General features: G+C 35.7%; 15 protein-coding genes. 10 read left to right on the forward strand and 5 right to left on the reverse strand.

All coding sequences use genetic code 11. From position 1 onward, the window contains the following. Nucleotides 1–56: 56 nt before the first annotated feature. Both MYRA21_RS06500 and MYRA21_RS06505 read right to left on the reverse strand, forming a co-directional pair. Nucleotides 57–1,514: an oligosaccharide flippase family protein gene (locus MYRA21_RS06500; protein ID WP_006257769.1), complete on the reverse strand. Its 1,458-nt coding sequence runs from the start codon at nt 1,512–1,514 to the stop codon at nt 57–59. 20 nt (nt 1,515–1,534) lie between these two features. After that, nucleotides 1,535–2,317, reverse strand: a complete 783-nt coding sequence (locus MYRA21_RS06505) for a PdaC/SigV domain-containing protein (protein ID WP_006257768.1) — start codon at nt 2,315–2,317, stop codon at nt 1,535–1,537. 234 nt (nt 2,318–2,551) lie between these two features. On the opposite strand from MYRA21_RS06505, the gene recO reads away from it, so the two are divergent. From recO to MYRA21_RS06525, 4 genes are all read left to right on the forward strand, one after another. Further along, a complete protein-coding gene (recO, locus tag MYRA21_RS06510) occupies nt 2,552–3,268 on the forward strand; it encodes a DNA repair protein RecO (protein WP_006257767.1) in 717 nt (238 codons plus the stop codon). Between the two features lie 95 nt (nt 3,269–3,363). After that, the gene (gene ileS, locus MYRA21_RS06515) at nt 3,364–6,765 is read left to right on the forward strand and encodes an isoleucine--tRNA ligase (RefSeq protein WP_006257766.1); all 3,402 of its coding nucleotides are present in this window, start codon (nt 3,364–3,366) and stop codon (nt 6,763–6,765) included. Between the two features lie 8 nt (nt 6,766–6,773). Beyond that, nucleotides 6,774–7,160: a TraR/DksA C4-type zinc finger protein gene (locus MYRA21_RS06520; protein ID WP_006257765.1), complete on the forward strand. Its 387-nt coding sequence runs from the start codon at nt 6,774–6,776 to the stop codon at nt 7,158–7,160. 86 nt (nt 7,161–7,246) lie between these two features. Beyond that, nucleotides 7,247–7,843 carry a lipoprotein signal peptidase gene (locus MYRA21_RS06525; protein WP_006257764.1) on the forward strand — a complete coding sequence of 199 codons (597 nt, stop codon included), beginning with the start codon at nt 7,247–7,249 and terminating at the stop codon, nt 7,841–7,843. A gap of 165 nt (nt 7,844–8,008) precedes the next feature. On the opposite strand, the gene MYRA21_RS06530 is transcribed toward MYRA21_RS06525, so the two are convergent. The 3 genes from MYRA21_RS06530 to MYRA21_RS06540 all read right to left on the reverse strand — a co-directional run bounded on the left by MYRA21_RS06530 (nt 8,009) and on the right by MYRA21_RS06540 (nt 12,822). Next, nucleotides 8,009–11,152, reverse strand: coding sequence for a S41 family peptidase (locus MYRA21_RS06530; RefSeq protein WP_006257763.1), 3,144 nt, complete (start codon nt 11,150–11,152; stop codon nt 8,009–8,011). A gap of 159 nt (nt 11,153–11,311) precedes the next feature. Beyond that, nucleotides 11,312–11,875, reverse strand: a complete 564-nt coding sequence (locus MYRA21_RS06535) for a 5-formyltetrahydrofolate cyclo-ligase (RefSeq protein WP_006257762.1) — start codon at nt 11,873–11,875, stop codon at nt 11,312–11,314. Continuing rightward, nucleotides 11,872–12,822, reverse strand: a complete 951-nt coding sequence (locus MYRA21_RS06540) for a succinylglutamate desuccinylase/aspartoacylase family protein (RefSeq protein WP_006257760.1) — start codon at nt 12,820–12,822, stop codon at nt 11,872–11,874. Before MYRA21_RS06540 ends, MYRA21_RS06535 begins: the two co-directional genes overlap by 4 nt. A gap of 323 nt (nt 12,823–13,145) precedes the next feature. Between MYRA21_RS06540 and MYRA21_RS06545 the strand changes: the two genes are divergently transcribed. The 6 genes from MYRA21_RS06545 (at nt 13,146) to MYRA21_RS06570 (ending at nt 21,402) form a co-directional block, all read left to right on the forward strand. After that, nucleotides 13,146–13,451, forward strand: a complete 306-nt coding sequence (locus tag MYRA21_RS06545; RefSeq protein ID WP_006257759.1) for a hypothetical protein — start codon at nt 13,146–13,148, stop codon at nt 13,449–13,451. A gap of 188 nt (nt 13,452–13,639) precedes the next feature. Further along, nucleotides 13,640–14,191 (forward strand): transposase, encoded by a 552-nt coding sequence (locus tag MYRA21_RS06550; protein WP_039328736.1) that lies wholly within the window; start codon nt 13,640–13,642, stop codon nt 14,189–14,191. 667 nt (nt 14,192–14,858) lie between these two features. Next, on the forward strand, nt 14,859–15,410 hold the full coding sequence (locus tag MYRA21_RS06555; protein ID WP_039328738.1) for a transposase: 552 nt from the start codon (nt 14,859–14,861) through the stop codon (nt 15,408–15,410). Between the two features lie 249 nt (nt 15,411–15,659). Next, nucleotides 15,660–17,456, forward strand: coding sequence for an excinuclease ABC subunit UvrC (gene uvrC / locus MYRA21_RS06560; RefSeq protein WP_006257756.1), 1,797 nt, complete (start codon nt 15,660–15,662; stop codon nt 17,454–17,456). 19 nt (nt 17,457–17,475) lie between these two features. Then, nucleotides 17,476–19,713: a patatin-like phospholipase family protein gene (locus MYRA21_RS06565; RefSeq protein ID WP_006257755.1), complete on the forward strand. Its 2,238-nt coding sequence runs from the start codon at nt 17,476–17,478 to the stop codon at nt 19,711–19,713. 522 nt (nt 19,714–20,235) lie between these two features. Then, nucleotides 20,236–21,402: a homogentisate 1,2-dioxygenase gene (locus MYRA21_RS06570; RefSeq protein ID WP_006257754.1), complete on the forward strand. Its 1,167-nt coding sequence runs from the start codon at nt 20,236–20,238 to the stop codon at nt 21,400–21,402. Nucleotides 21,403–21,404: the final 2 nt, after the last annotated feature.

Raw genomic sequence — 21,404 nt, forward strand, 5'->3', positions numbered from 1 at the left:
ATATTTAAAGGCATGTTAAAAAAAATCCATTACTTAATTAGTAATGGATTCTATATTTATCTTTTGATGATTTTCTTGATCATTGCATTCTCAAATTTGTATATAATACCTAAGAATACGAGTATAAAGGCTATTCCTATGAAGTAGTTTTCTCTGAAGCAGTAGAAGTATATAAAGCTAAGGAGTATAGATATTCCTAAGTATCCTCCTATAGCTCTTTTGTCATAAGGGATAGGATAGTGTTTTTGTCCCATCACATAAGAGACTAGCATCATGGATGCATAGGCTATCAGAGTAGCTATCGCTGATCCCATATATCCCCAAATAGGGATAAGGATAAAGTTAAAGATCAGTGTGAATACAGCTCCCATAATAGAGATGTAAGCTCCTATGGCTGTCTTATCTCTTAGTTTATACCATACAGATAGGTTGGTATAGATTCCCATACATAAGTTGGCTAAGATGATAAGTGGTACGACTATCATCGCATCCCAATAAGACTCGTTTCTAATAAACAGGACTTTCAATACATCTGCAAATACGATAACGCCTAACATAATCATACTACCAAAAATAGTGAAGTATTTAGTAATGGTAGCGTATTTAGTAGGTGCGTCGTCATTCTTAGCGTAGTTAAAGAAGAATGGTTCGATACCTAGTGTATAAGCTTGTCTGAACAAGACCATAAACAATCCTAACTTATAACATGCAGCATATTTTCCTACTTCTGATAGTGCGATATCAGCTGGTAATAGTCGTTCTAACAAGATTTTATCAAAACCTTCATTAACAGCAAATGCAAGTCCTCCTACCATGATAGGAAAACTGTAGGTAAGCATCTGTTTATTCAGTTCTTTATTAAACTTAAACTTGATACTAAAGTAGTCTTTATAGAAGACTAAGAAAGTGAATAAACTAGCAACTAGGTTAGCAATAAATATATAGACTACTTGATTTCCCTCTTTGTAAATAGTGTTGAATATACTATCTGGATAAGCGTTATTTAGCTTAGGTAGGTAGTATAAGAAGAATATATTAAGAGCGGTGTAGATACATACATTCGCTATCCTGATGGCGCTGTAGTATAGAGGTCTTTGATCTGCTCTAAGCTTAGCAAAAGGAACTATAACTAAGGCGTCTAGTACTAAAATAAAGAGTACATAGTATAATAGTTCATTTGATACACTAAGGATAGAAGCCCAAAAGTCTAAGGTCAATACGCTAATTATGGCGAATAGTAAAGTGGTGCATCCAAGGAATAATAAACTGTTATTAATAACCTCTTTCTTATCCTCTTGTTTATTATAAAATCTAAAGAAGGCGGTCTCCATCCCAAATGAAAGTATCACATTTAGAAACATCATAATAGAGAAAATAACACTATACTGACCATAGTCGTTATTTTGCATCAAGTCTGTGTGAAAAGGAACTAGGAAGAACCCAATTACTTTAGGAAATACTGCTGCTAATCCGTAGATAGCCGTTTGTTTAAATATCTTTTTATAAATGCTCACAACTCTTTGTTTAGCGGGTATTATTTATTTGTGTTTGGCTTAGGTTTTAGTTCAAAGCTTAGGTAAGGGACTATTTCTTCTTGTGTGAATGAGATGGTGATTACCTTGCTTGCAACTGTGCTTACATCTGTAGTAGTAAAGTTAAGTACTACACTATCTTCATAGATAAAGATGTTCTCTGGCATCTCTAGAGAATCTTCTTCTAGTGATAGTTCGCTTATATTAGTAGCCTTCTCTTTACCGTTATCATTTAATTCTTTTAACTTGTTGATCACTAGTTTTTTGAAGTCCCCATAGTTTTTAAACAACTGTTCCTTACTGTATTGTTCTCCTGTAGCAGGGTTATAGTGCATCGTTTTCTCTCCTTGAAATCCGTTAGCTCCTCCTGTGAAAATATAGTAATCTAAGGCAAAGCTGACTAAGTTGTCCCCGTAGAAGGTTACGATATTATTCGCTTTCGCTTGCCAAGGTATTGTCGCTTTAGGAAATTTCTTAACCATATTGGTATAAGCATTCGTAAACGAGATTACAATACTGTCATAGTTAGTAGCCTGTTTCTTCTCATTTTCAAAAGAGAGAATCTCATTAATGATAGAGAGGTTATCCTTGTTGATTCTGTCTGCTATTTCATTTTGAGGATCGACTATCTCTGCTGTTGTAATCTTGATCTCAGTACAGTCCTCATCAACACAAGTGTCTAATAATATCTTCTGGTACACTTTTTCCTCAAAAGAGAAACTCTTCTCTTTCATGCAGCTCGCAACAGCTATTGAAAGGAATAGAATTAGTAAGATTTTTTTCATGCTTTTTTTCATAGGTATGTGCAAAGCTATGAAAATTGTTATGATTATAGTCTCATATTGTAAGATTTCGCTAGTCTCTTTTTTAGGATGTATTTGCACTGTATTATAATGCTTTAGGGGAGATATTTTGAGCCAGTTGAAGCAGTGCCTTTATATGTTAGGTCTGTTTTATTTTAGTACTTTTGCACACAATTAGATGAAGAAGACGTATTTTAGATTATTAAAAGAGAATAGATGCAGATAAAGACTAAAGCAATTGTACTTAGTGCTTTAAAATATCAAGAGAAGAGCTTAATCGTAAAGTGCTTTACAGAAGAGGCAGGTATGGTGAGTTTCTTTGTTCGCAATGCTTTTGCCAAAGGGAAGTCTGCACAGAAAATAGCTTATTTTCAACCTTTGACGATATTAGATATTGACTTTGTTTATAAGAATAAAGGAGGGCTAGAGTATTTTAAGGAGGTTAAAACAGCTCATGTATATCAAGATATCTATTATAATTACAACAAGAATTGTATCGCTATCTTTATCGGAGAAGTATTGCACTCAGTATTTAGAGAGCCTGTTGTAGATAAGGATTTCTTTACTTTTCTAGAAGCGGCTTTACTGTGGTTTGATACCCATGATGAGGTAGCTAATTTCCACTTGATTTTGATGGTAGAATTGACGAAGTACTTTGGGTTTTACCCTGCATCGGAAGGAAAAAGTAAGCTTTATTTTAACTGGGAAGAAGGAGTGTTTACTGATCACTTTTCTCCCTGTTGTTTTGATGAAGAACCGACCTTTTTGTTTAGAAAATTGATTGAATTAGGCTTCTCTAGTGACCAGAAAGTCTTTAATAATAAGGATCGGAAGAGACTGTTAACCATGATAATTAGTTATTATGAACAGCACCTAAATGACTTCAGAAAGCCTAATTCTTTAGAAGTTTTAAAAGAAGTCTTCTCTAACTAAATATTTTAATGTTTTTCCTACCAATTAATTAGGGAGATATTGAAGTAATTTGTTTAAATTCGCAAAATTGATTAAAAAATATTATAATAATAACGATGAGCACTAAATTTACAGAATATAAGAATCTTGACATGTCAGGGGTAGCATCGGAGATGCTAGAGTTTTGGAAAGAACAATCAATATTCGAAAAAAGTATTAGTACTAGAGAGGATAATAAACCTTTCGTGTTTTTCGAAGGCCCACCTTCAGCAAATGGTAAACCAGGAATTCACCACGTGATGGCTCGTGCTATTAAGGATATTTTTTGTCGTTATAAAACTCAAAAGGGGTTCCAAGTAAAGCGTAAAGCTGGATGGGATACGCATGGACTACCTGTAGAGTTAGGTACAGAGAAAGAACTTGGAATTACTAAAGAAGATATCGGAACTAAAATTACAGTAGAGGAATATAACCAAGCGTGTAAGCGTACTGTAATGCGTTATACAGATCTATGGAATGACCTTACTGAGAAGATGGGGTATTGGGTAGATATGAACGATCCTTATGTGACATACAAGTCTAAATATATGGAATCAGTATGGTGGTTGTTAAAACAAATCTATGATAAAGACTTGTTATACAAAGGATATACTATCCAACCATATTCTCCTAAAGCAGGTACAGGTCTATCATCACATGAGATTAACCAACCTGGAGCATATAAAGATATCACAGATACAACTATCGTAGCACAGTTTAAAGCTATTGATGAGACATTACCTGAGTTCTTAAAAGGATTCGGTACTATTCATTTCTTAGCTTGGACGACTACTCCATGGACATTACCATCGAATACAGCATTGACTGTAGGACCTAAGATTGATTATGTATTAGTGAAGTCGTTTAACCAATATACGGGTGAGGCGATTAATGTAGTATTAGGTAAACCATTAGTTGGTAAGCAGTTCGCAGGTAAGTTCGCAGCTGTAGAAACAGAAGAAGAATTAAACGCATATAAAGAAGGTGATAAAAAGATTCCTTACTTCGTAGTTAAGGAATTTAAAGGTGCTGACTTAGTGGGAGCTAAGTATGAGCAGTTATTGCCTTATGTATTACCATACCAAAACCCTAAGAACGCATTCAGAGTAATCTCTGGAGACTTTGTTACTACAGAAGATGGTACAGGTATCGTACATACAGCTCCTACTTTTGGTGCAGATGATGCTAAGGTAGCTAAAGAAGCTACACCAGAAGTACCGCCTATGCTTATCCTTGACGCTGATGAGAACCCAGTTCCATTAGTAGACTTACAAGGTCGTTTCGTTAAAGAGCTAGGTGACTTAGGAGGTAAATATGTGAAGAATGAATACTATGATGAAGGGCAAGCACCTGAGCGTTCTGTTGACGTAGAAATTGCTATTCGTTTAAAAGAAGAAAACAAAGCGTTCAAAGTAGAGAAGTATGTTCACAGTTACCCACATTGTTGGAGAACGAACAAACCTGTATTATATTACCCATTAGACTCTTGGTTTATCAAGATCACTGAGGTAAAAGAGCGTATGTTCGAATTAAACGAAGAAGTGAACTGGAAGCCTAAAGCGACTGGAGAAGGACGTTTTGGTAACTGGATTAAGAATGCAAATGACTGGAACTTATCTCGTTCTCGTTTCTGGGGTATTCCATTACCGATCTGGAGATCTGAAGATAAGACAGAAGAACTTGTAGTAGGATCTGTAGAAGAGTTAATGAACGAGATTAATAAATCTATGGCTGCTGGTATCCAAACAGCTAATCCTTTTGAAGGATTCGTAGTAGGAGATATGAGTGAAGAGAACTATGATAAAGTTGATTTACATAAAAATGTAGTGGATAATATCGTATTAGTATCTCCTTCTGGTAAACCTATGCGTCGTGAGTCAGACTTAATTGACGTTTGGTTTGATTCTGGATCTATGCCTTATGCACAATGGCACTATCCATTTGAAAATAAAGACTTAATAGACAATAATAAATCATATCCTGCAGACTTTATCGCTGAGGGAGTTGACCAGACACGTGGATGGTTCTATACATTACACGCTATTGCTACATTAGTATTCGATACTAAAGCATATAAGAATGTAGTATCTAACGGATTAGTGTTAGATAAGAACGGATTGAAGATGTCTAAGAGTTTAGGTAATACTGTAGATCCATTTGATACATTAGCTGAGCACGGACCTGATGCTACGCGTTGGTATATGATTTCGAATGCGAATCCATGGGATAACTTGAAGTTTGACCTTGATGGTATTACAGAAGTAAGAAGAAAGTTCTTTGGGACATTATATAATACTTATAACTTCTTTGCGTTATATGCTAATATCGATGGATTTAAGTATGAAGAGCAAGACATTCCATTAGCAGAAAGACCTGAGATAGATAGATGGATCTTATCTGAGTTAAATACTTTAGTACAACGTGTAGACGAATTCTATGCAGAGTATGAGCCAACGAAAGCAGCTCGTGCGATTACAGATTTCGTTACAGAGAACTTGAGTAACTGGTATGTTCGTCTATGTAGAAGAAGATTCTGGAAAGGTGAATATGCACAAGATAAAATAGCAGCTTACCAAACATTGTATACATGTTTATTAACTGTAGCTAAATTAGGTTCTCCTATTGCTCCATTCTTCATGGATAAACTTTACAGAGACTTAACTTTAGCAACACATGGAGAAAGTTTCGAATCTGTACATTTGGCTAACTTCCCTGAATTCAAGGAAGAATTCGTTGATAAAGCATTAGAAAGCAGAATGCAAAAAGCTCAAATCATTTCTTCATTAGTGTTATCACTTCGTAAGAAAGAAATGATTAAGGTACGTCAACCACTACAGAGAGTAATGATTCCTGTATTAGATGATAACCAAAGAAATGAGATATTAGCTATCGCTGATCTAATCAAAGCTGAGGTTAATGTGAAAGAAATCGAATTACTAGATGATGCTTCAGGTATCTTAGTAAAACAGATCAAACCTAATTTTAAAACATTAGGACCACGATTCGGTAAGGATATGGGGCTGATTGCGAATAAGATACAGGGTTTTGGGCAGGAAGAAATCGCATTACTTGAAAGAAATGGTGAGATTACATTAGATCTATCAGAAAAAAGTGTTACTTTAACAGTAGCAGATGTTGAGATTACTTCTCAAGATATTGAGGGATGGCTAGTTGCTAACGAAGCTGGACTAACAGTGGCATTAGACATAACTATCAGTCCTGAATTGAGAAAAGAAGGTATCTCAAGAGAGTTAGTAAATAGAATTCAGAACATCAGAAAAGACTCTGGATTTGAAGTTACTGATAAGATTGTAGTAAAAATACTAGAAGAAAAAGAAATAAAAGAGGCTGTTTTAGCGAATGAGGACTATATCAAGTCTGAAACACTAACACACACATTAGAATTCGTGACTGAGTTGAGCGAGGGTGTAGATGTAGAGTTTGATGAGCTAAAAACGCGAGTGTTAATTTTAAAATAATTAAAATTATGAAAGAAGTAGGTGAAATTGTACGTTATTCTGATGCAGATTTAGCTGAATTTAAGGTGTTAATATCGGCTAAGATTGAGAAAGCTCAAGCAGATTTAGAATTAATTAAAAGCGCCTATATGAATGATTTGAATAATGGTACAGATGATACATCACCTACATTCAAAGCGTTTGAAGAAGGAAGCGAAACAATGTCTAAAGAAGCGAATGCTCAGTTAGCAATACGTCAAGAGAAGTTTATTCGTGATTTAAAAAATGCATTAATCCGTATTGAAAACAAGACTTACGGTATATGTAAAGTAACAGGGAAACTAATCGATAAAGAAAGATTGAAATTAGTTCCACATGCTACTATGAGTATCGAGGCAAAGAATCTGCAACGTTAATCTTTAATAAATTTAAAAACGCTCCATTAGGAGCGTTTTTTTTATGTGATAAAATAACTACATTTGTTCCTTGTAAATAAAGAAAAATGTCGTTAAAGAGAGCTTACCTACTTGTTTTGATAGTATTGATACTAGATCAGCTATTGAAGATATATATTAAAACTAATTTTTTATTAAATGATGAGATAGTCGTTTTTGATTGGTTTCGCATTCATTTTATAGAGAATGAGGGTATGGCCTGGGGGGTAGAGTTACCAGGAGATTATGGTAAACTTGCTTTGACATTATTCAGAATAGTGGCTGTATGTGGTATTGCATGGTGGTTAAATGATTCTTTCAAGAAGAAAGCTTCTAATTATCTTATCGTAGCTATTGCTTTAATTATGGCAGGAGCATTAGGTAATATTATTGACTCTATATTCTACGGAGTTATCTTTAATGAGAGTACACCTGGGCAGATAGCAACGATGTTCTCAGATCAGCCTTATGGTAGTTGGTTTCACGGTAAGGTAGTAGATATGTTCTATTTCCCTATCTGGAAAGGATATCTACCTGAGTGGTTACCTATCTGGGGAGGAAACTACTTTACTTTCTTCAATGCTATTTTTAATATTGCGGATGTAGCTATATCAGTAGGAGTAGGTATCTTAATCGTATTTAGTAAAAAAGTTTTTAAAAACTAACAATATGGCTCTCTTTTAGGGAGCCTTTTTTTATATGTAGAGATTGGGTTAGATGTAGACCATTCGTTGTTTAAATCAATCTCTAAGTGTCTCGTAGAGTAGGTGGGTGTGCTATGGACTAAGTTATAAAAGTATAAAGGCTTCCTGAGGGAAGCCTTTACTGTATTATTTAATGTCTTTCAAGATTTCTTGAACAGCTCTCTCTAGTTGAGGATCATTGTCATTTAATCTATCTACGAATGTGTTTTTAACATAGATATCAGGTGCAACACCTGTTTTTTCTAAGTTCTGCCCATCCAGTGTATAAGTACCCCATGATGGTAATCTATACGATGAGCCGTCTACTAAGCTCTTACCAGAAGTGAAGATAATCCATCTATACGTCTCTTGACCTATGATTTTTCCTAGTTTTAAGGCTTTAAACCCTGCAGCAGTCATCTCGGCATCGCTCAGAGATGATTCATTGATAAGCAATACTATTGGCTTACCACTAGGGGTGAAGTTACTCTGTACTGTTAGTTTACCTTCTCTATACTTCCATTGTAGATAGGGTCTTTGTGATAAGAAATTCAGTACCTTATCATGTACATTCCCTCCTGTATTATAACGCAAGTCTAAGATTACACCTTCTTTGTTAGCCTCTTGTTCTACCATATCTAGTAAGAATCTGTCTAACTCAGGTGAAGTCATATTCTTCATATACGTATATGCGATACGATTATCACTTAGCTTGTTCACACGTTTTTTATTCGTATAAATCCATTCGTCATACAGTAGTGACTTCATGTTTCCAAAAGAGATAGGGTGCAGCTTTGTATTAATCTCTTTTCCTCCTCTATTGAATGTTAGGCTTATTTCTTCTTGACTATTAGCGAAGGTGAAATAAGTATCTCTATTCGCTTTCTCATCTACTTTATGCCCATTCACTTTGGTTAATACATCCCCAGGTTTAATGTCTATGTCTGTAGCATAAGCAGGAGATTTACGTACGATGCGCTCTACTTGATAAGGCTTATCCGTATTGAATACGATACCAGTCTCATAAGATCTGTAGCTTAGTTTTGTCTTTTCTTCACTTCCAGAAGAATTAAACCCTAAATGAGAAGAACCTAATTCTCCTAACATATCGTTCAGTAAGATACGCAGGTCATTTCTACTATTAACATCAGGTAGATATTGAGCGAATTGCTCTTTCATATTATTCCAATCTATACCGTGGAAAGTTTCGTCATAGAAATTCTCCTCTACACCAGCCCATGTCTCATAATACATTTGGTTAAACTCATCTGCTAAATTTTTAGTAAAGCTGTGTTTGATTTTAATCTGCTCAGGCTTTCCTTTGCTTAACTCAAAGCTATAGATGTTACCACTGATTAGTGCATATACTTTTTTGTCACGTTGAAGTAATTGATTCGCGCGTTTATCGAATACTTTTTCACTTTTATTGTCTTCGAAGTCTTCGTAAACTGTTTTGTATAAATTGCCCTTTCCGTTTTCTTGATTCGTGTTATAGAACACTACCTCTTTTTTATCATCAGCGAATACGATAGGATTATATTGATTACCAAAACGGTCACTTACCTGCTCTATACGATCAAGCAGTCCCTCTGTGTTTATCTTAATAGATTTCACTTTTGGGGTATCTTCTTGTTTTTTCTTTTTGTCCTTTTTCTTAGTATCTTTTGTATCCTCTTCTTTCTTTTCTACGAATAGTTTGTCAAACTGATCAGATTTAAATGCGTCTGTCTGCCAATCTACAGAGAATCGGTAGATACTAGGATTTTGCATTCCTAGAGGATAAGAAGGATTAAGTCTGTCACTCATAAAGTAGATATACTTACCACTAGGAGACCAGTAAGGGCTAGACTCTGCTACACCTGTATTCGTTAAGTTAATTGTCTCATTCTTTGCGATATGATGAACAAAGATGTCCTCTTCGAAATTGCGCTTAGCAGTGAATAACACATACTCCCCATTAGGAGAGAAAGAAGGCTTAGAGTTTTGGAATGCCCATATTTCGTCTTTCACTATTACTTTAGAAGTATAAGTCGTCAAGTCTAATAATCTCACTTCATCTCTACCACTTAGGTATACAGCTTTAGTCATTTCTTTATTTAAAGTAATGTCTCTGTTGTTGCGATTATCAGAAGTTAATTGAGTAACTGTTCCCTTGCCATCAGCAGATCTTTTAAACCAATTTTGGTATCCTTTATACGTCTGACTGTATAGTAGCGTCTTGTTGTCCTTTAACCATTTTACTTCCATTACACGTTCTTTACCGTCCGATACCGCTTGTACGAATTTTCCTTCGATATCCGATACGAATAATATCCCACGACTAACGAATGCAATCTTCTTCGCATCAGGAGACACATCGAAGTATTCCATATTTTCTTCTACAGTATAAGACTGCTCTTTCTCGATAGCTTTATTCGTGTTTACAGAAGTAGCTAGGGGTGTTATAGACTTAGTAGCTGTGTCAAGTACATAAATCATATAATCTTTCTCAAAAACGACTTTGCTACCATCAGCTGATACATAAGGTTTCTTGATAGAAGTATCGAAGTTCGTCAAGGCTACTTTCTTCCCATTCTCGAAGGTGTATAAGTTATAGTTGCCATTGTTCTCGTCTGAGATGAAGTATATCTTCCCATTCTTATCTACTGTAGGGTTAAAATCCTTTCCTTCATAATCTGTATAAGATTTGAATGCCTTAGTCGTAGGATTATAACCTAGTATATCTGGGTTGTTCTCTCCTTTATAGCGCTTACGAGTAGTCTGACTAGCACTCTCCATAGAACTAGTGAATAAGTACTCACCAGCAGGAGTAACAACTAATCCATTTGTATTATTAAAGTAGTTTGTGAACAGTGGTTTAGGAGTACCACCATTGATATCTATAGCATAAGAACCAAAGTTATTATTCGCATTAGAAGTGAAGTAAATTGTCTTACTATCCCAACTCCAACTCTCTACATCTTCAGAAGCTTGGTGGTAAGTAAGTTGTGTGATTTGTCCCCCTGTTAGAGGCATTAAGAATACATCTCTGTTGCCGTATTGGTCAGAAGAGAATGCAAGCCATTTTCCATCAGGAGATACGCGAGGGTTAGTCTCGTTGCCTTCTAAGGCAGTTACTCTTAGAGCTTCTCCACCAGATGTTGGAGCTTGCCATATATCGCCATTATAGCTAAAGTAAGTAGTCTTTCCATCAGGGCTTAGTGATGGGGTAGAAGCAAATTTAGGTGATTGCTGTCCCCATGCTAAACTTACAAGAGAAAGTGTAAGTAAGGTGATAGTGTTTTTGATCATTGGTTAATATTTTTAATAAACATAAAAATATTTTCCTTAACTCACTAATCCTAATTTAGTTTTAACTGTTGATAGAAGGCTAATAGCAAGGTGTCTGTATTCAAATAGATCTATAAAAAGAACGAGACAATACCTTAATATTGCCTCGTTTTATATGTATTAAAATCGATATACTTCTGTAGGTGTGATGCAATAGTCAAGAGGAATATCTCCTTCTCTCACATCACTGATATGGTCTTCTGGTGGGAAGAAACTCAGTCCTACTTTAACGACATCGGGCTTGCATTCTGCTAAAAATCTATCGTAGAATCCCTTGCCATAGCCTATTCTGTTCCCTTGTTTGTCATAAGCTAATAAGGGAATGAAGACTACATCAAGCTGGTTTTCGCTTACTTGAATGCCGTCTATAGGTTCAGGAATACCATAACTATTGACTTTAATCGTAGTGTTGTCCGTCAAGAGGTAATGTGATAATGTTCCCTCCTTAAAGTCAGATTTAGATAAGATAGTATTCTTATCCTTACCCGCTAGTATCTGCAGTAGGTATTCTGTATCTATTTCCTTTTTATTTCGAATACTTAGAAACAGGTGGTAGTTCACCTTATCCCAGATCGGTAACTGTAGTGCTTGATTTGCGATTTCTAAACTTAGATCATCTATTTTATCTAAGCCTAAGTTATCGCGAAGGGCTTTATATTTTAATCTTAATTCTTCTTTATTCATTTTTTTAATGTTTTTGAGATGTGAAATACTGCATCTCCTTGATAGACTATAGGAGCATCATTTACATTGATTACATAGCCTGCATTCGGTGCTTTGATTGTTGTGTTTTCTTTTCCATACGGGTCAGATACCTCTGCCAGTACAGCTCCTTTTTCTACATACGAACCTATTTTTACCTGATCGTGTAATAATCCAGAGCGCTTAGCACGTACCCAAATAGAGTTGGTGATGATGGTCATATCTTCTTTAGGAGGACAGATGCTAAACTCATCTTTCAGCATATCAAAAGAGTGTAAGAATCGCTTCGTACCTTCTACTCCCATTTCAGATACATCAGAGTTAATATCTAAGGACTTCCCTCCTTCGAATAACAACATTTTGATACCTTTCTTAGCACACGCATTTCTAAAAGAACCTGCTATCTGTGCTGAGTACAATAGGAAAGGTGGGTGAAAGATAGTCGCTAACTCTTCTAACTCTAGGTTTTCTGGAGCGATTCTGATTTGAGGAGCGTTAAATCTACTTGCACCTCCTGCGTGAAAGTCGATAGCATAATCTACATGAGGCAAGATATAGTTCACGAGATAATGGGCAAAGCGCCCTGCTAGTGAACCAGTCTTACTACCAGGGAATACCCTATTCATATCTCTACCATCTGGGAACTCTCTAGATTGGTTAATAAACCCAAATATATTAATCACAGGGATACAAATAATCGTACCTCGCTTAGGGACATTCATCCCACGATGTACTATCTGACGTACGATATCCACCCCATTCAGCTCATCACCGTGTAGTCCAGCAGAGAGTAATACGGTAGGACCGTCTAGTCTAGCTCTAGATACGATAACGGGTATTTTTAGTTTAGTAGCTGTGTGTAATCTTGCGATTTCAAGGTTTAAAGTCTTGGTTTCACCAGGATGTATTGTTTCATCTAGTATAGTCATCTTTCTAACAATTTTGGAACTGTGAAGATATTAAAAGTTTCGCATTCGTGTTTTAATCGAAAGAGACAAATCGTTACTAGTGGTGTTTTTAGTGCTTTTTTAGGGGTGGTCGGCTTGTGGTCGGCATATGATAGGCATGTGCTCGGCTAATAAGTGCTATAAATAAGCCTATCACTAGCCTATCAACTAGGGAGCATATCGGGATGATAGGGAAGGACATGTCAGCGACAACGAATCGATGAAAACGTGAGCTATATGTTTGAATAATTGAGTTTTGTGAAGAGATAAATGAGTACATTTAATGTGTTTTAAATTAGATAATAATGGTGTTTGGTCTCGGTCACTTATTCGGTAGTTATGAATTAATCCACTCTAGTGTGAATGATGAAGCAGTCTCTTTTCTTATCCTGAAAGGTGGTGAAGAATGTGGTACTCTTTTTATCTCAAAGAGCAGTAGGCGAATGACTTATCATATCGGAAAAGGACGCTATTTCGGAAAAGGGAGTATTGATCTAAAGGAGGTGAACTTTGTTTATCATAAGGGGAGGGTATCTGTACAGATACAAGGTAGTCGTACTCTAGTATTTAAGTGTAGTGAAGAGGTTTATGGTAGTATAGTGTTAGTATAATGTCACGGATTGCAAATCCGCGCCAACGAGTAGTATGTATAGTAGTTCGTTTAGTTTGGCAGTTCGCGCGGATTTGCAATCCGTGCGGAGTAATATAAACCGGGTGAATTACTTTGATTAGTATTATTCTTTTTTATTTCTAGTGTTTAACTTTAGGTGTTATTTCTAATTTTAAAAATAGTGCCATCATGTCTAGGAAGTACAAAACTCTTGAATTAGATAAAGCTTATTTTATAACTGTTACTACTGTGGGATGGGTAGATGTGTTCACTCGTTTAAATCAGAAGTATGTTATTCTTGATGCTTTGAGATACTGTCAAAAGAATAAAGGATTAGAGATTTATGCTTGCGTTTTAATGCATAGTCATCTACATATGTTTTGTAGAAGTAATGGTAAACTTACAATTGCTGAAATAATGCGTGATTTTAAAAAATTCACAAGTAAGAAAATTATTGAAATGATAAATGAAGAGCCAGAGAGTAGACGCGAATGGTTATTAGGATATTTTGAACAAAGTTGTGTTTATGTCAAAAGAAACCAACAGTATAAAGTATGGCAAGATGGGTATCATGCTGAAGAGATATATTCAAATAAGTTTATAAGACAAAAGATTAATTATATACATCAGAATCCTGTGGAGGAAAAGATTGTGGTTAAAGCTGAGGATTATTATTTTAGTTCTGCTCGTAACTATAATGGATTAGAAAACGAATTGGATATTGTAGAGGTGTTTATATAGTTTATAATGTCACGGATTGTAAATCCGCGACAACGAGTACTGCGTGAGGTAGTTCGTTTAGTTTAGCAGTTCGCGTGGATTTGCAATCCGTGCGGAGTATAAGTTTGTTTAATTTGTGTTGTCACGTCACGGATTGCAAATCCGCGACAACGCACTACGACAACAGGTATTGCGTGAGGTAGTTCGTTTAGTTTAGCAGTTCGCGCGGATTTGTAATCCGTGCGGAGTATGTATAGTGTTTAAATAATGTCACGGATTGCAAATCCGCGACAACAAGTATTGCGTGAGGTAGTTCGTTTAGTCTAGCAGTTCGCGCGGATTTGTAATCCGTGCGGAGTATGTTGTTTAAATAATGTCACGGATTGCAAATCCGCAACAAAGAGTACTGTGTGAGGTAGTTTGTTTAGTTTAGCAGTTCGCGTGGATTTGCAATCCGTGCGGAGTATTAAGTATAGTGTTTAAGTAATGCCACGGATTGCAAATCCGCGACAACGCACCACAACAACAAGTATTGCGTGAGGTAGTTCGTTTAGTTTAACAGTTCGCGCGGATCTATAATCCGTGTGGAGTATTATAAACCATGTAAATTGCTTTGATTAGTATTATTCTTTTTTATTTCTAGTGTTTAACTTTAGGTGTTATTTCTAATTTTAAAAATAGTGCCATAATGTCTACGAAGTACAAAGCTCTTGAATTAGATAAAGCTTATTTTATAACTATTACTACTGTGGGATGGGTAGATGTGTTCACTCGTTTAAGTCAGAAATATGTTATTATTGATGCTTTGAGATACTGTCAAAAGAATAAAGGATTAGAGATTTATGCTTACGTTTTAATGCATAGCCATCTACATATGTTTTGTAGAAGTAATGGTAAACTTACAATTGCTGAAATAATGCGTGATTTTAAAAAATTCACAAGTAAGAAAATTATTGAAACGATAAATGAAGAGCTAGAGAGTAGACGCGAATGGTTATTAGGATATTTTGAACAGAGTTGTGTTTATCTTAAAAGAAACCAACAGTATAAAGTATGGCAAGATGGGTATCATGCTGAAGAGATATATTCAAATAAGTTTATAAGACAAAAGATTAATTATATACATCAGAATCCTGTGGAGGAAAAGATTGTGGTTAAAGCTGAGGATTATTATTTTAGTTCTGCTCGTAACTATAATGGATTAGAAAATGAATTGGATATTGTAGAGGTGTTTATATAGTTTATAATGTCACGGATTGCAAATCCGCGACAACGAATCCACGACAATAAGTATTGCGTGAGGTAGTTCGTTTAGTTTAGCAGTTCGCGCGGATTTGTAATCCGTGCGGAGTATTAAGTTTGTTTAATTTGTGTTGTCACGTCACGGATTGCAAATCCGCGACAACGAAGCATAGCGTCTTGTATAAACTGAACAGTTTTTTTAGCAAAGGAAATAGTTTTAGTATTTTTGTGAGTATAATATTTACTTATGCAGGTTTCACCTTCTTTAGCAGTACAGATACAGACATTACCAGATCAGCCAGGAGTATATCAATACTATGATAAGGATGATAAGATACTGTATGTAGGTAAGGCTAAAAACTTAAAGAAAAGGGTTAGTTCGTACTTTAATAAAATACATGATAACGCCAAGACCAATGTGTTGGTGAAGAAGATTGTGACGATAAAGCATATCGTTGTGCCTACTGAGACAGATGCATTACTGCTAGAAAACAACTTGATCAAGCAGTTACAACCACGTTATAATGTGTTGCTAAAGGACGATAAGAGTTATCCGTGGATATGTATTAAGAAAGAACCCTTTCCGAGAGTGTTTACTACACGTCGTATGGTGAAGGATGGATCAGAGTACTTCGGGCCTTATACGAGTATCAAGACTGTACATACGCTGATTGATTTGATTAAAGAATTATATCCGTTGCGTACGTGTAATCTAGATTTGACGACTAGTAATGTGCGCAGTGGGAAGTATAAGGTATGTCTAGAGTATCATATTGGCAACTGTGGTGGGCCATGTGAAGAGCGCGAGAGTGATAAACAATACGACAATAAGATCAGAGCTATCCGAGATATCTTGAAAGGGAATTTTAAAGATAGTCTAAAGGAGTTTAAGGATTATATGATGGAGTTGGCTTCTAATATGGAGTTTGAAGAAGCACAAAAGGTTAAGGATAAAATAGACTTATTAGAGAATTATCAGTCTAAGTCTACTATTGTTAGTTCTAAGATTAGCAATGTAGATGTGTTCTCTATTATCTCAGATGAAGGAGCTGCTTATGTGAATTTCTTACAAGTGTCTTATGGTGCGATTATTCGTTCGCATACGATGGAGTTGAAGAAGAAATTAGACGAGACAGATGAAGAGTTATTAGAGCTTGCGATTACGGAATTAAGAGAGCGCTTTCACTTGAATTCAAAAGAGATTATCGTTCCTTTCGATGTTGAGGTGCAAGAAGGGATACATGTGACTGTACCTAAGCTTGGGGACAAGAAGAAATTACTAGACTTATCAGAGCGCAATGCTAAGTATTATAGAATAGATCAGCTTAAACAGATTAAGATAGTGGATCCTGAGCGTCATGTGAATCGTATTATGACACAGATGAAGAAGGACTTGCGTATGCATGTAGAGCCACGTCATATAGAGTGTTTTGATAACTCGAATATACAAGGGACTAATCCTGTGTCTGCTTGTGTTGTCTTTAAAGACGGAAAACCTAGTAAGAAAGATTATCGCCACTTCAATGTGAAGACTGTAGATGGGCCTAATGACTATGATACGATGGAAGAGATCGTGTATAGACGTTATAAGCGCGTGATAGAGGAAGGGCAACCATTACCTGATCTTATCGTGATAGATGGAGGTAAGGGACAGTTAGGTGTTGCGGTTAGCTGTCTAGAGCGATTAGGCATCAGAGGAAAGGTGGCTATTATCAGTTTAGCAGAGCGATTAGAAGAAATCTTCTATCCAGGAGATAGTGTTCCTCTGTATTTAGATAAGCGATCTGAGACGATGAAGGTGATCATACATCTTAGAGATGAAGCACACCGATTTGGGTTAACATTTCATAGAAACCAACGCAGTAAGAATGCTATTACAAGTGAGCTCGATGGAATCAGTGGCGTAGGAGAGAAAACTAAAACAACACTGATGAATCATTTTAAATCAACAAAGAGAATCAAAGAAGCTAGCTTAGAAGACTTAGAAAAAGTAATAGGAAAGTCAAAAGGGAAGCTTGTATTTGATTTTTTTCAAGTAAATTAGAGGAAAAATTAACATAGTGATGCATAGAATAATATTACTAATATTTTGCTTTATCCTTTTAGCATCAAATAGTTATGCTTCAGAGGGAGAGAAAGATAGACCAAAAGTAGGTTTAGTACTGAGTGGAGGTGGTGCTAAAGGATTAGCTCATATCGGAGTGCTAAAGGTACTTGAAGAAGAGGGAGTAAAAGTAGATTATATCGCTGGTACTAGTATGGGAGCCATCGTAGGAGGATTATATGCTTCTGGATATACTGCAAAAGAGTTAGACTCTATTTTTAATAGTATTGATGTATCGGCCTTGATAAAGGATTATATTCCTCGTATCTCTAAATCGTTTTATGAAAAAAAGAATGATGAGATTTATGCGTTGACTTTACCCTTTGATAAGTTTAGAATAGGATTTCCAAAAGCGTTGTCTAGAGGGATGTATAACTATAACCTGATGAATAAGCTATTAGCTCACGTTCGTCATGTTAGAGATTTTAGTGAGTTACAGATTCCGTTTTTATGTATTGCAACTGATTTAGAGACAGGAGAAGGAGTTGTTTTAAAAGAGGGATATTTACCACAGGTTATTTTAGCTAGTGGAGCGTTCCCTTCATTATTTGCTCCAGTGAAGATAGATGGAAAATACTTAATAGATGGAGGAGTTGTGAATAACTATCCTATCGATCAGTTACGAGAAATGGGGGCTGATATTGTAATAGGTGTTGATGTACAAGACGACCTTAAAACAATAGAAGAAATAGAAGGAGCTCCAGATTTGTTATTACAGATATCGAATTACTCTACGATTAATCAGATGAAGAATAAACTTCCTAAAACAGATGTGTACATTAAGCCTGATATTGTTGGTTATACTGTGGTGTCATTTGATAAGGGAGAACCTATTATTGAGAGAGGAGTTAATGCGGCGAATAAGGTTATTGTAGACTTAAAATTATTAGGAGGAGATAAGAACGTAGTGAAAGATCATTATGTTCCGAAAGAGTCAGATTCAATAGCAATTACTAGTATTGATATTAAAGGGTTAAACAAGTATACTCGTAGATATATACATGGTAAATTAGGGTTTAAACCTAATAGTAAGATTTCTTTTGATCAACTAGCAAATGGTATCACACAGCTAAATGGTACTGAGAACTTTAGTAGCATGACCTACAAGTTTGAAGAAGATGGCGATAAGGATAAGATGAAAATGGAATTAGTGGAGAATCCTGTTAATCGTTATCTAAAACTCGGTGTACACTATGATGGATTATATAAAGCAGCAGCTTTAGTGAATGTTACTCAGAAGAACCTTTTTACGAAAAGTGATGTTGCTTCATTAGATTTAGCATTAGGAGATAATGTTCGTTATAACTTCAATTATTTTGTCGATAATGGATTCTACTGGAGTGTAGGAGTTTCTTCTAAATATAATCAGTTTAGTCGAGATCTGCCTTATACCATGTTAGTTGGGACTAGTGGAGGAGAGATGAATATAGAGAATGCGCCTGCTATGTTTGGGGTAGATTATGCAGATTTAGAAAATAAGTTATATTTCCAGACTTTTTATCAGCAGAAGTATTTGTTGAATATAGGTTTTGAACACAGATTCTTAGATATTAGAAGTAAGACTTTAAATTTACCTAACTCAAAGTTTGATAGGAATCACTATTTAGGTGGGTTTGCGAATGTAACGATGGATACTTATGACAATAAGTATTTTCCACGCAAAGGATTCTTATTTAAGGGAGAGTATAAAAACTATTTTTATTCAACAGAACATGAGAATTATGTTCCACATGAATTTGATAACTTTTCGACACTAACTGGACAAATAGGATATGCTACGCGTATCACAGATAAGTTAGCAGTAGATATCAAATCAAGGTTAGGAACTGTGATAGGAACTACTCCAAGTCTTGGATTTGGATATGCTTTAGGGGGATATGGATTTGCAGATCGAGATAACGTTATTCCTTTCTTCGGATATGAATTATTAGGTATCGGAGGAGATTCTTTCATTATGGGAGGTATTACTTTTGATTATGAAATATTCAAGAAGCACCATATTAATTTTACTGCTAATTATGCGAATGCAGGAGAGAAGATTTTTTCAAGTTCAGACTGGTTCACTAAGGCGAAGTATTCTGGGTATGCAGTAGGATATGGAATGCAGAGTATGATAGGACCTATAGAGGCTAAGTTTACGTATTCTCCAGAGACAGGTAGTACTTATACTATATTCTCAGTAGGATTCTGGTTCTAGGTGAGTAAGATTAGATTAAAAACGGGTATAGTAAAACGAATAGTTTTACTATACCCGTTTTTTTATTGTCTCAGAATGTGAAGACGTTGTTTGTTGATATGTGTATATAATTTGTATTTTGTTGTTGATATGTAAAATATATTTGGACAAAAAATTGTATAATTCATTTTTATTTCGATATTTGTGTTATTATGAAAACACAATGGGACGGTTTATTGGCTTATTTAAAGTTTCTCATCAAGCGCAAGCCTGAATGAGTACTTTTACTTTTTATATTATTCCTAATTAAACATTAGCCAAATGTTGTAATGTACCCTAGTGTATGTAGTGTATGTAGTGTATGTAGTGTAGTAGCTTATTATGACTTTTATAGCTAACCTTTCTATACATTTTGACCTGGCAGCTCTGTTGAGGTTGACTTCACAAGATATCTTTAGATGCATTGCCTTGTATGCTTGACGTTGTCTATTCTTTTATGTTTAATCAGGAATCTGAATCACCAACCAAAAATATTAAGTAATTATGCCTTTATATCATCACTTAGGGAGTATTCCCCCTAAACGTCACACCGTATTCCGAAAGGAAAATGGGGACTTATATTATGAGCAATTGTTTGGTACAATTGGCTTCGATGGTATGTATACCAATATGTATCACGAGCACCGACCTACTCAGGTAAAGAAGATTTTAGGACAGTATAGTATTGCGCCTAAAATAGCAAAGTCTAATCACATTCAATCTTATCGTTTACGTGGTTTTCAGGTAGCTCCTGAGAATGATTATTTAGAAAGCCGAAAAGCAGTTTTGACCAATAGTGACTGTACCATTGTATTAGCGGCACCTAAACAATCATTAAGAGATTACTTTTATAAAAACACGGATTCTGATGAATTAATTTTTATTCATAAGGGGACAGGTACATTGCGTACGATGTTAGGTAACCTTACTTTTAAGTATGGTGACTACCTGCTGATACCTCGAGGAATTATTTATCAGATCGATTTTGATACGGAAGATAATAGACTATTTATCGTAGAGTCTAGACGTCCTATCTATACTCCTAAGCGCTATCGCAATTGGTTTGGACAGTTATTAGAGCACTCTCCATTCTGTGAGCGTGATATCAGGTGCCCGGATGTATTAGAAACTTTTAATGAGACAGGAGATTTTCTTATTAAAGTAAGAAAGCAAGATGAGATATTTGAGATGGTCTATGCTACACATCCTTTTGATGTTGTGGGATATGATGGGTATAATTATCCATATGCATTCTCTATTCATGACTTCGAACCGATAACTGGGAGGATTCACCAACCACCACCAGTGCATCAGACATTTGAGACAGATGCATTCGTAGTGTGTTCTTTTGTACCACGTCTATATGACTATCATCCAGATTCTATTCCAGCGCCTTATAACCACAGTAATATTGATAGTGATGAGGTGTTGTATTATGTAGATGGAGACTTTATGAGTCGTAATGATATCGCTCCAGGGCATATCTCTCTGCATCCTGCAGGTATACCTCATGGACCACATCCTGGTGCAGCAGAGCGTTCGATAGGTAAGACTGAAACACAAGAATTGGCAGTGATGGTAGATACTTTTAAACCTCTTATGGTAACTGAAGAGGCGATGAAGATAGCAGATGAACAATATTACCAATCGTGGTTAGAACCTGAGAAATAACA

It is taken from the genome of Myroides sp. A21 (genome assembly GCF_000807225.1).
GTDB lineage: Bacteria > Bacteroidota > Bacteroidia > Flavobacteriales > Flavobacteriaceae > Flavobacterium > Flavobacterium odoratimimum.

Bases quoted from the DNA above. Each gene is read 5' to 3' on its own strand.
- MYRA21_RS06505 (WP_006257768.1), bottom strand. From the start codon at position 2,317: ATGAAAAAAATCTTACTAATTCTATTCCTTTCAATAGCTGTTGCGAGC.
- recO (WP_006257767.1), top strand. From the start codon at position 2,552: ATGCAGATAAAGACTAAAGCAATTGTACTTAGTGCTTTAAAATATCAA.
- ileS (WP_006257766.1), top strand. From the start codon at position 3,364: ATGAGCACTAAATTTACAGAATATAAGAATCTTGACATGTCAGGGGTA.
- MYRA21_RS06520 (WP_006257765.1), top strand. From the start codon at position 6,774: ATGAAAGAAGTAGGTGAAATTGTACGTTATTCTGATGCAGATTTAGCT.
- MYRA21_RS06525 (WP_006257764.1), top strand. From the start codon at position 7,247: ATGTCGTTAAAGAGAGCTTACCTACTTGTTTTGATAGTATTGATACTA.
- MYRA21_RS06530 (WP_006257763.1), bottom strand. From the start codon at position 11,152: ATGATCAAAAACACTATCACCTTACTTACACTTTCTCTTGTAAGTTTA.
- MYRA21_RS06535 (WP_006257762.1), bottom strand. From the start codon at position 11,875: ATGAATAAAGAAGAATTAAGATTAAAATATAAAGCCCTTCGCGATAAC.
- MYRA21_RS06540 (WP_006257760.1), bottom strand. From the start codon at position 12,822: ATGACTATACTAGATGAAACAATACATCCTGGTGAAACCAAGACTTTA.
- MYRA21_RS06545 (WP_006257759.1), top strand. From the start codon at position 13,146: ATGGTGTTTGGTCTCGGTCACTTATTCGGTAGTTATGAATTAATCCAC.
- MYRA21_RS06550 (WP_039328736.1), top strand. From the start codon at position 13,640: ATGTCTAGGAAGTACAAAACTCTTGAATTAGATAAAGCTTATTTTATA.
- MYRA21_RS06555 (WP_039328738.1), top strand. From the start codon at position 14,859: ATGTCTACGAAGTACAAAGCTCTTGAATTAGATAAAGCTTATTTTATA.
- uvrC (WP_006257756.1), top strand. From the start codon at position 15,660: ATGCAGGTTTCACCTTCTTTAGCAGTACAGATACAGACATTACCAGAT.
- MYRA21_RS06565 (WP_006257755.1), top strand. From the start codon at position 17,476: ATGCATAGAATAATATTACTAATATTTTGCTTTATCCTTTTAGCATCA.
- MYRA21_RS06570 (WP_006257754.1), top strand. From the start codon at position 20,236: ATGCCTTTATATCATCACTTAGGGAGTATTCCCCCTAAACGTCACACC.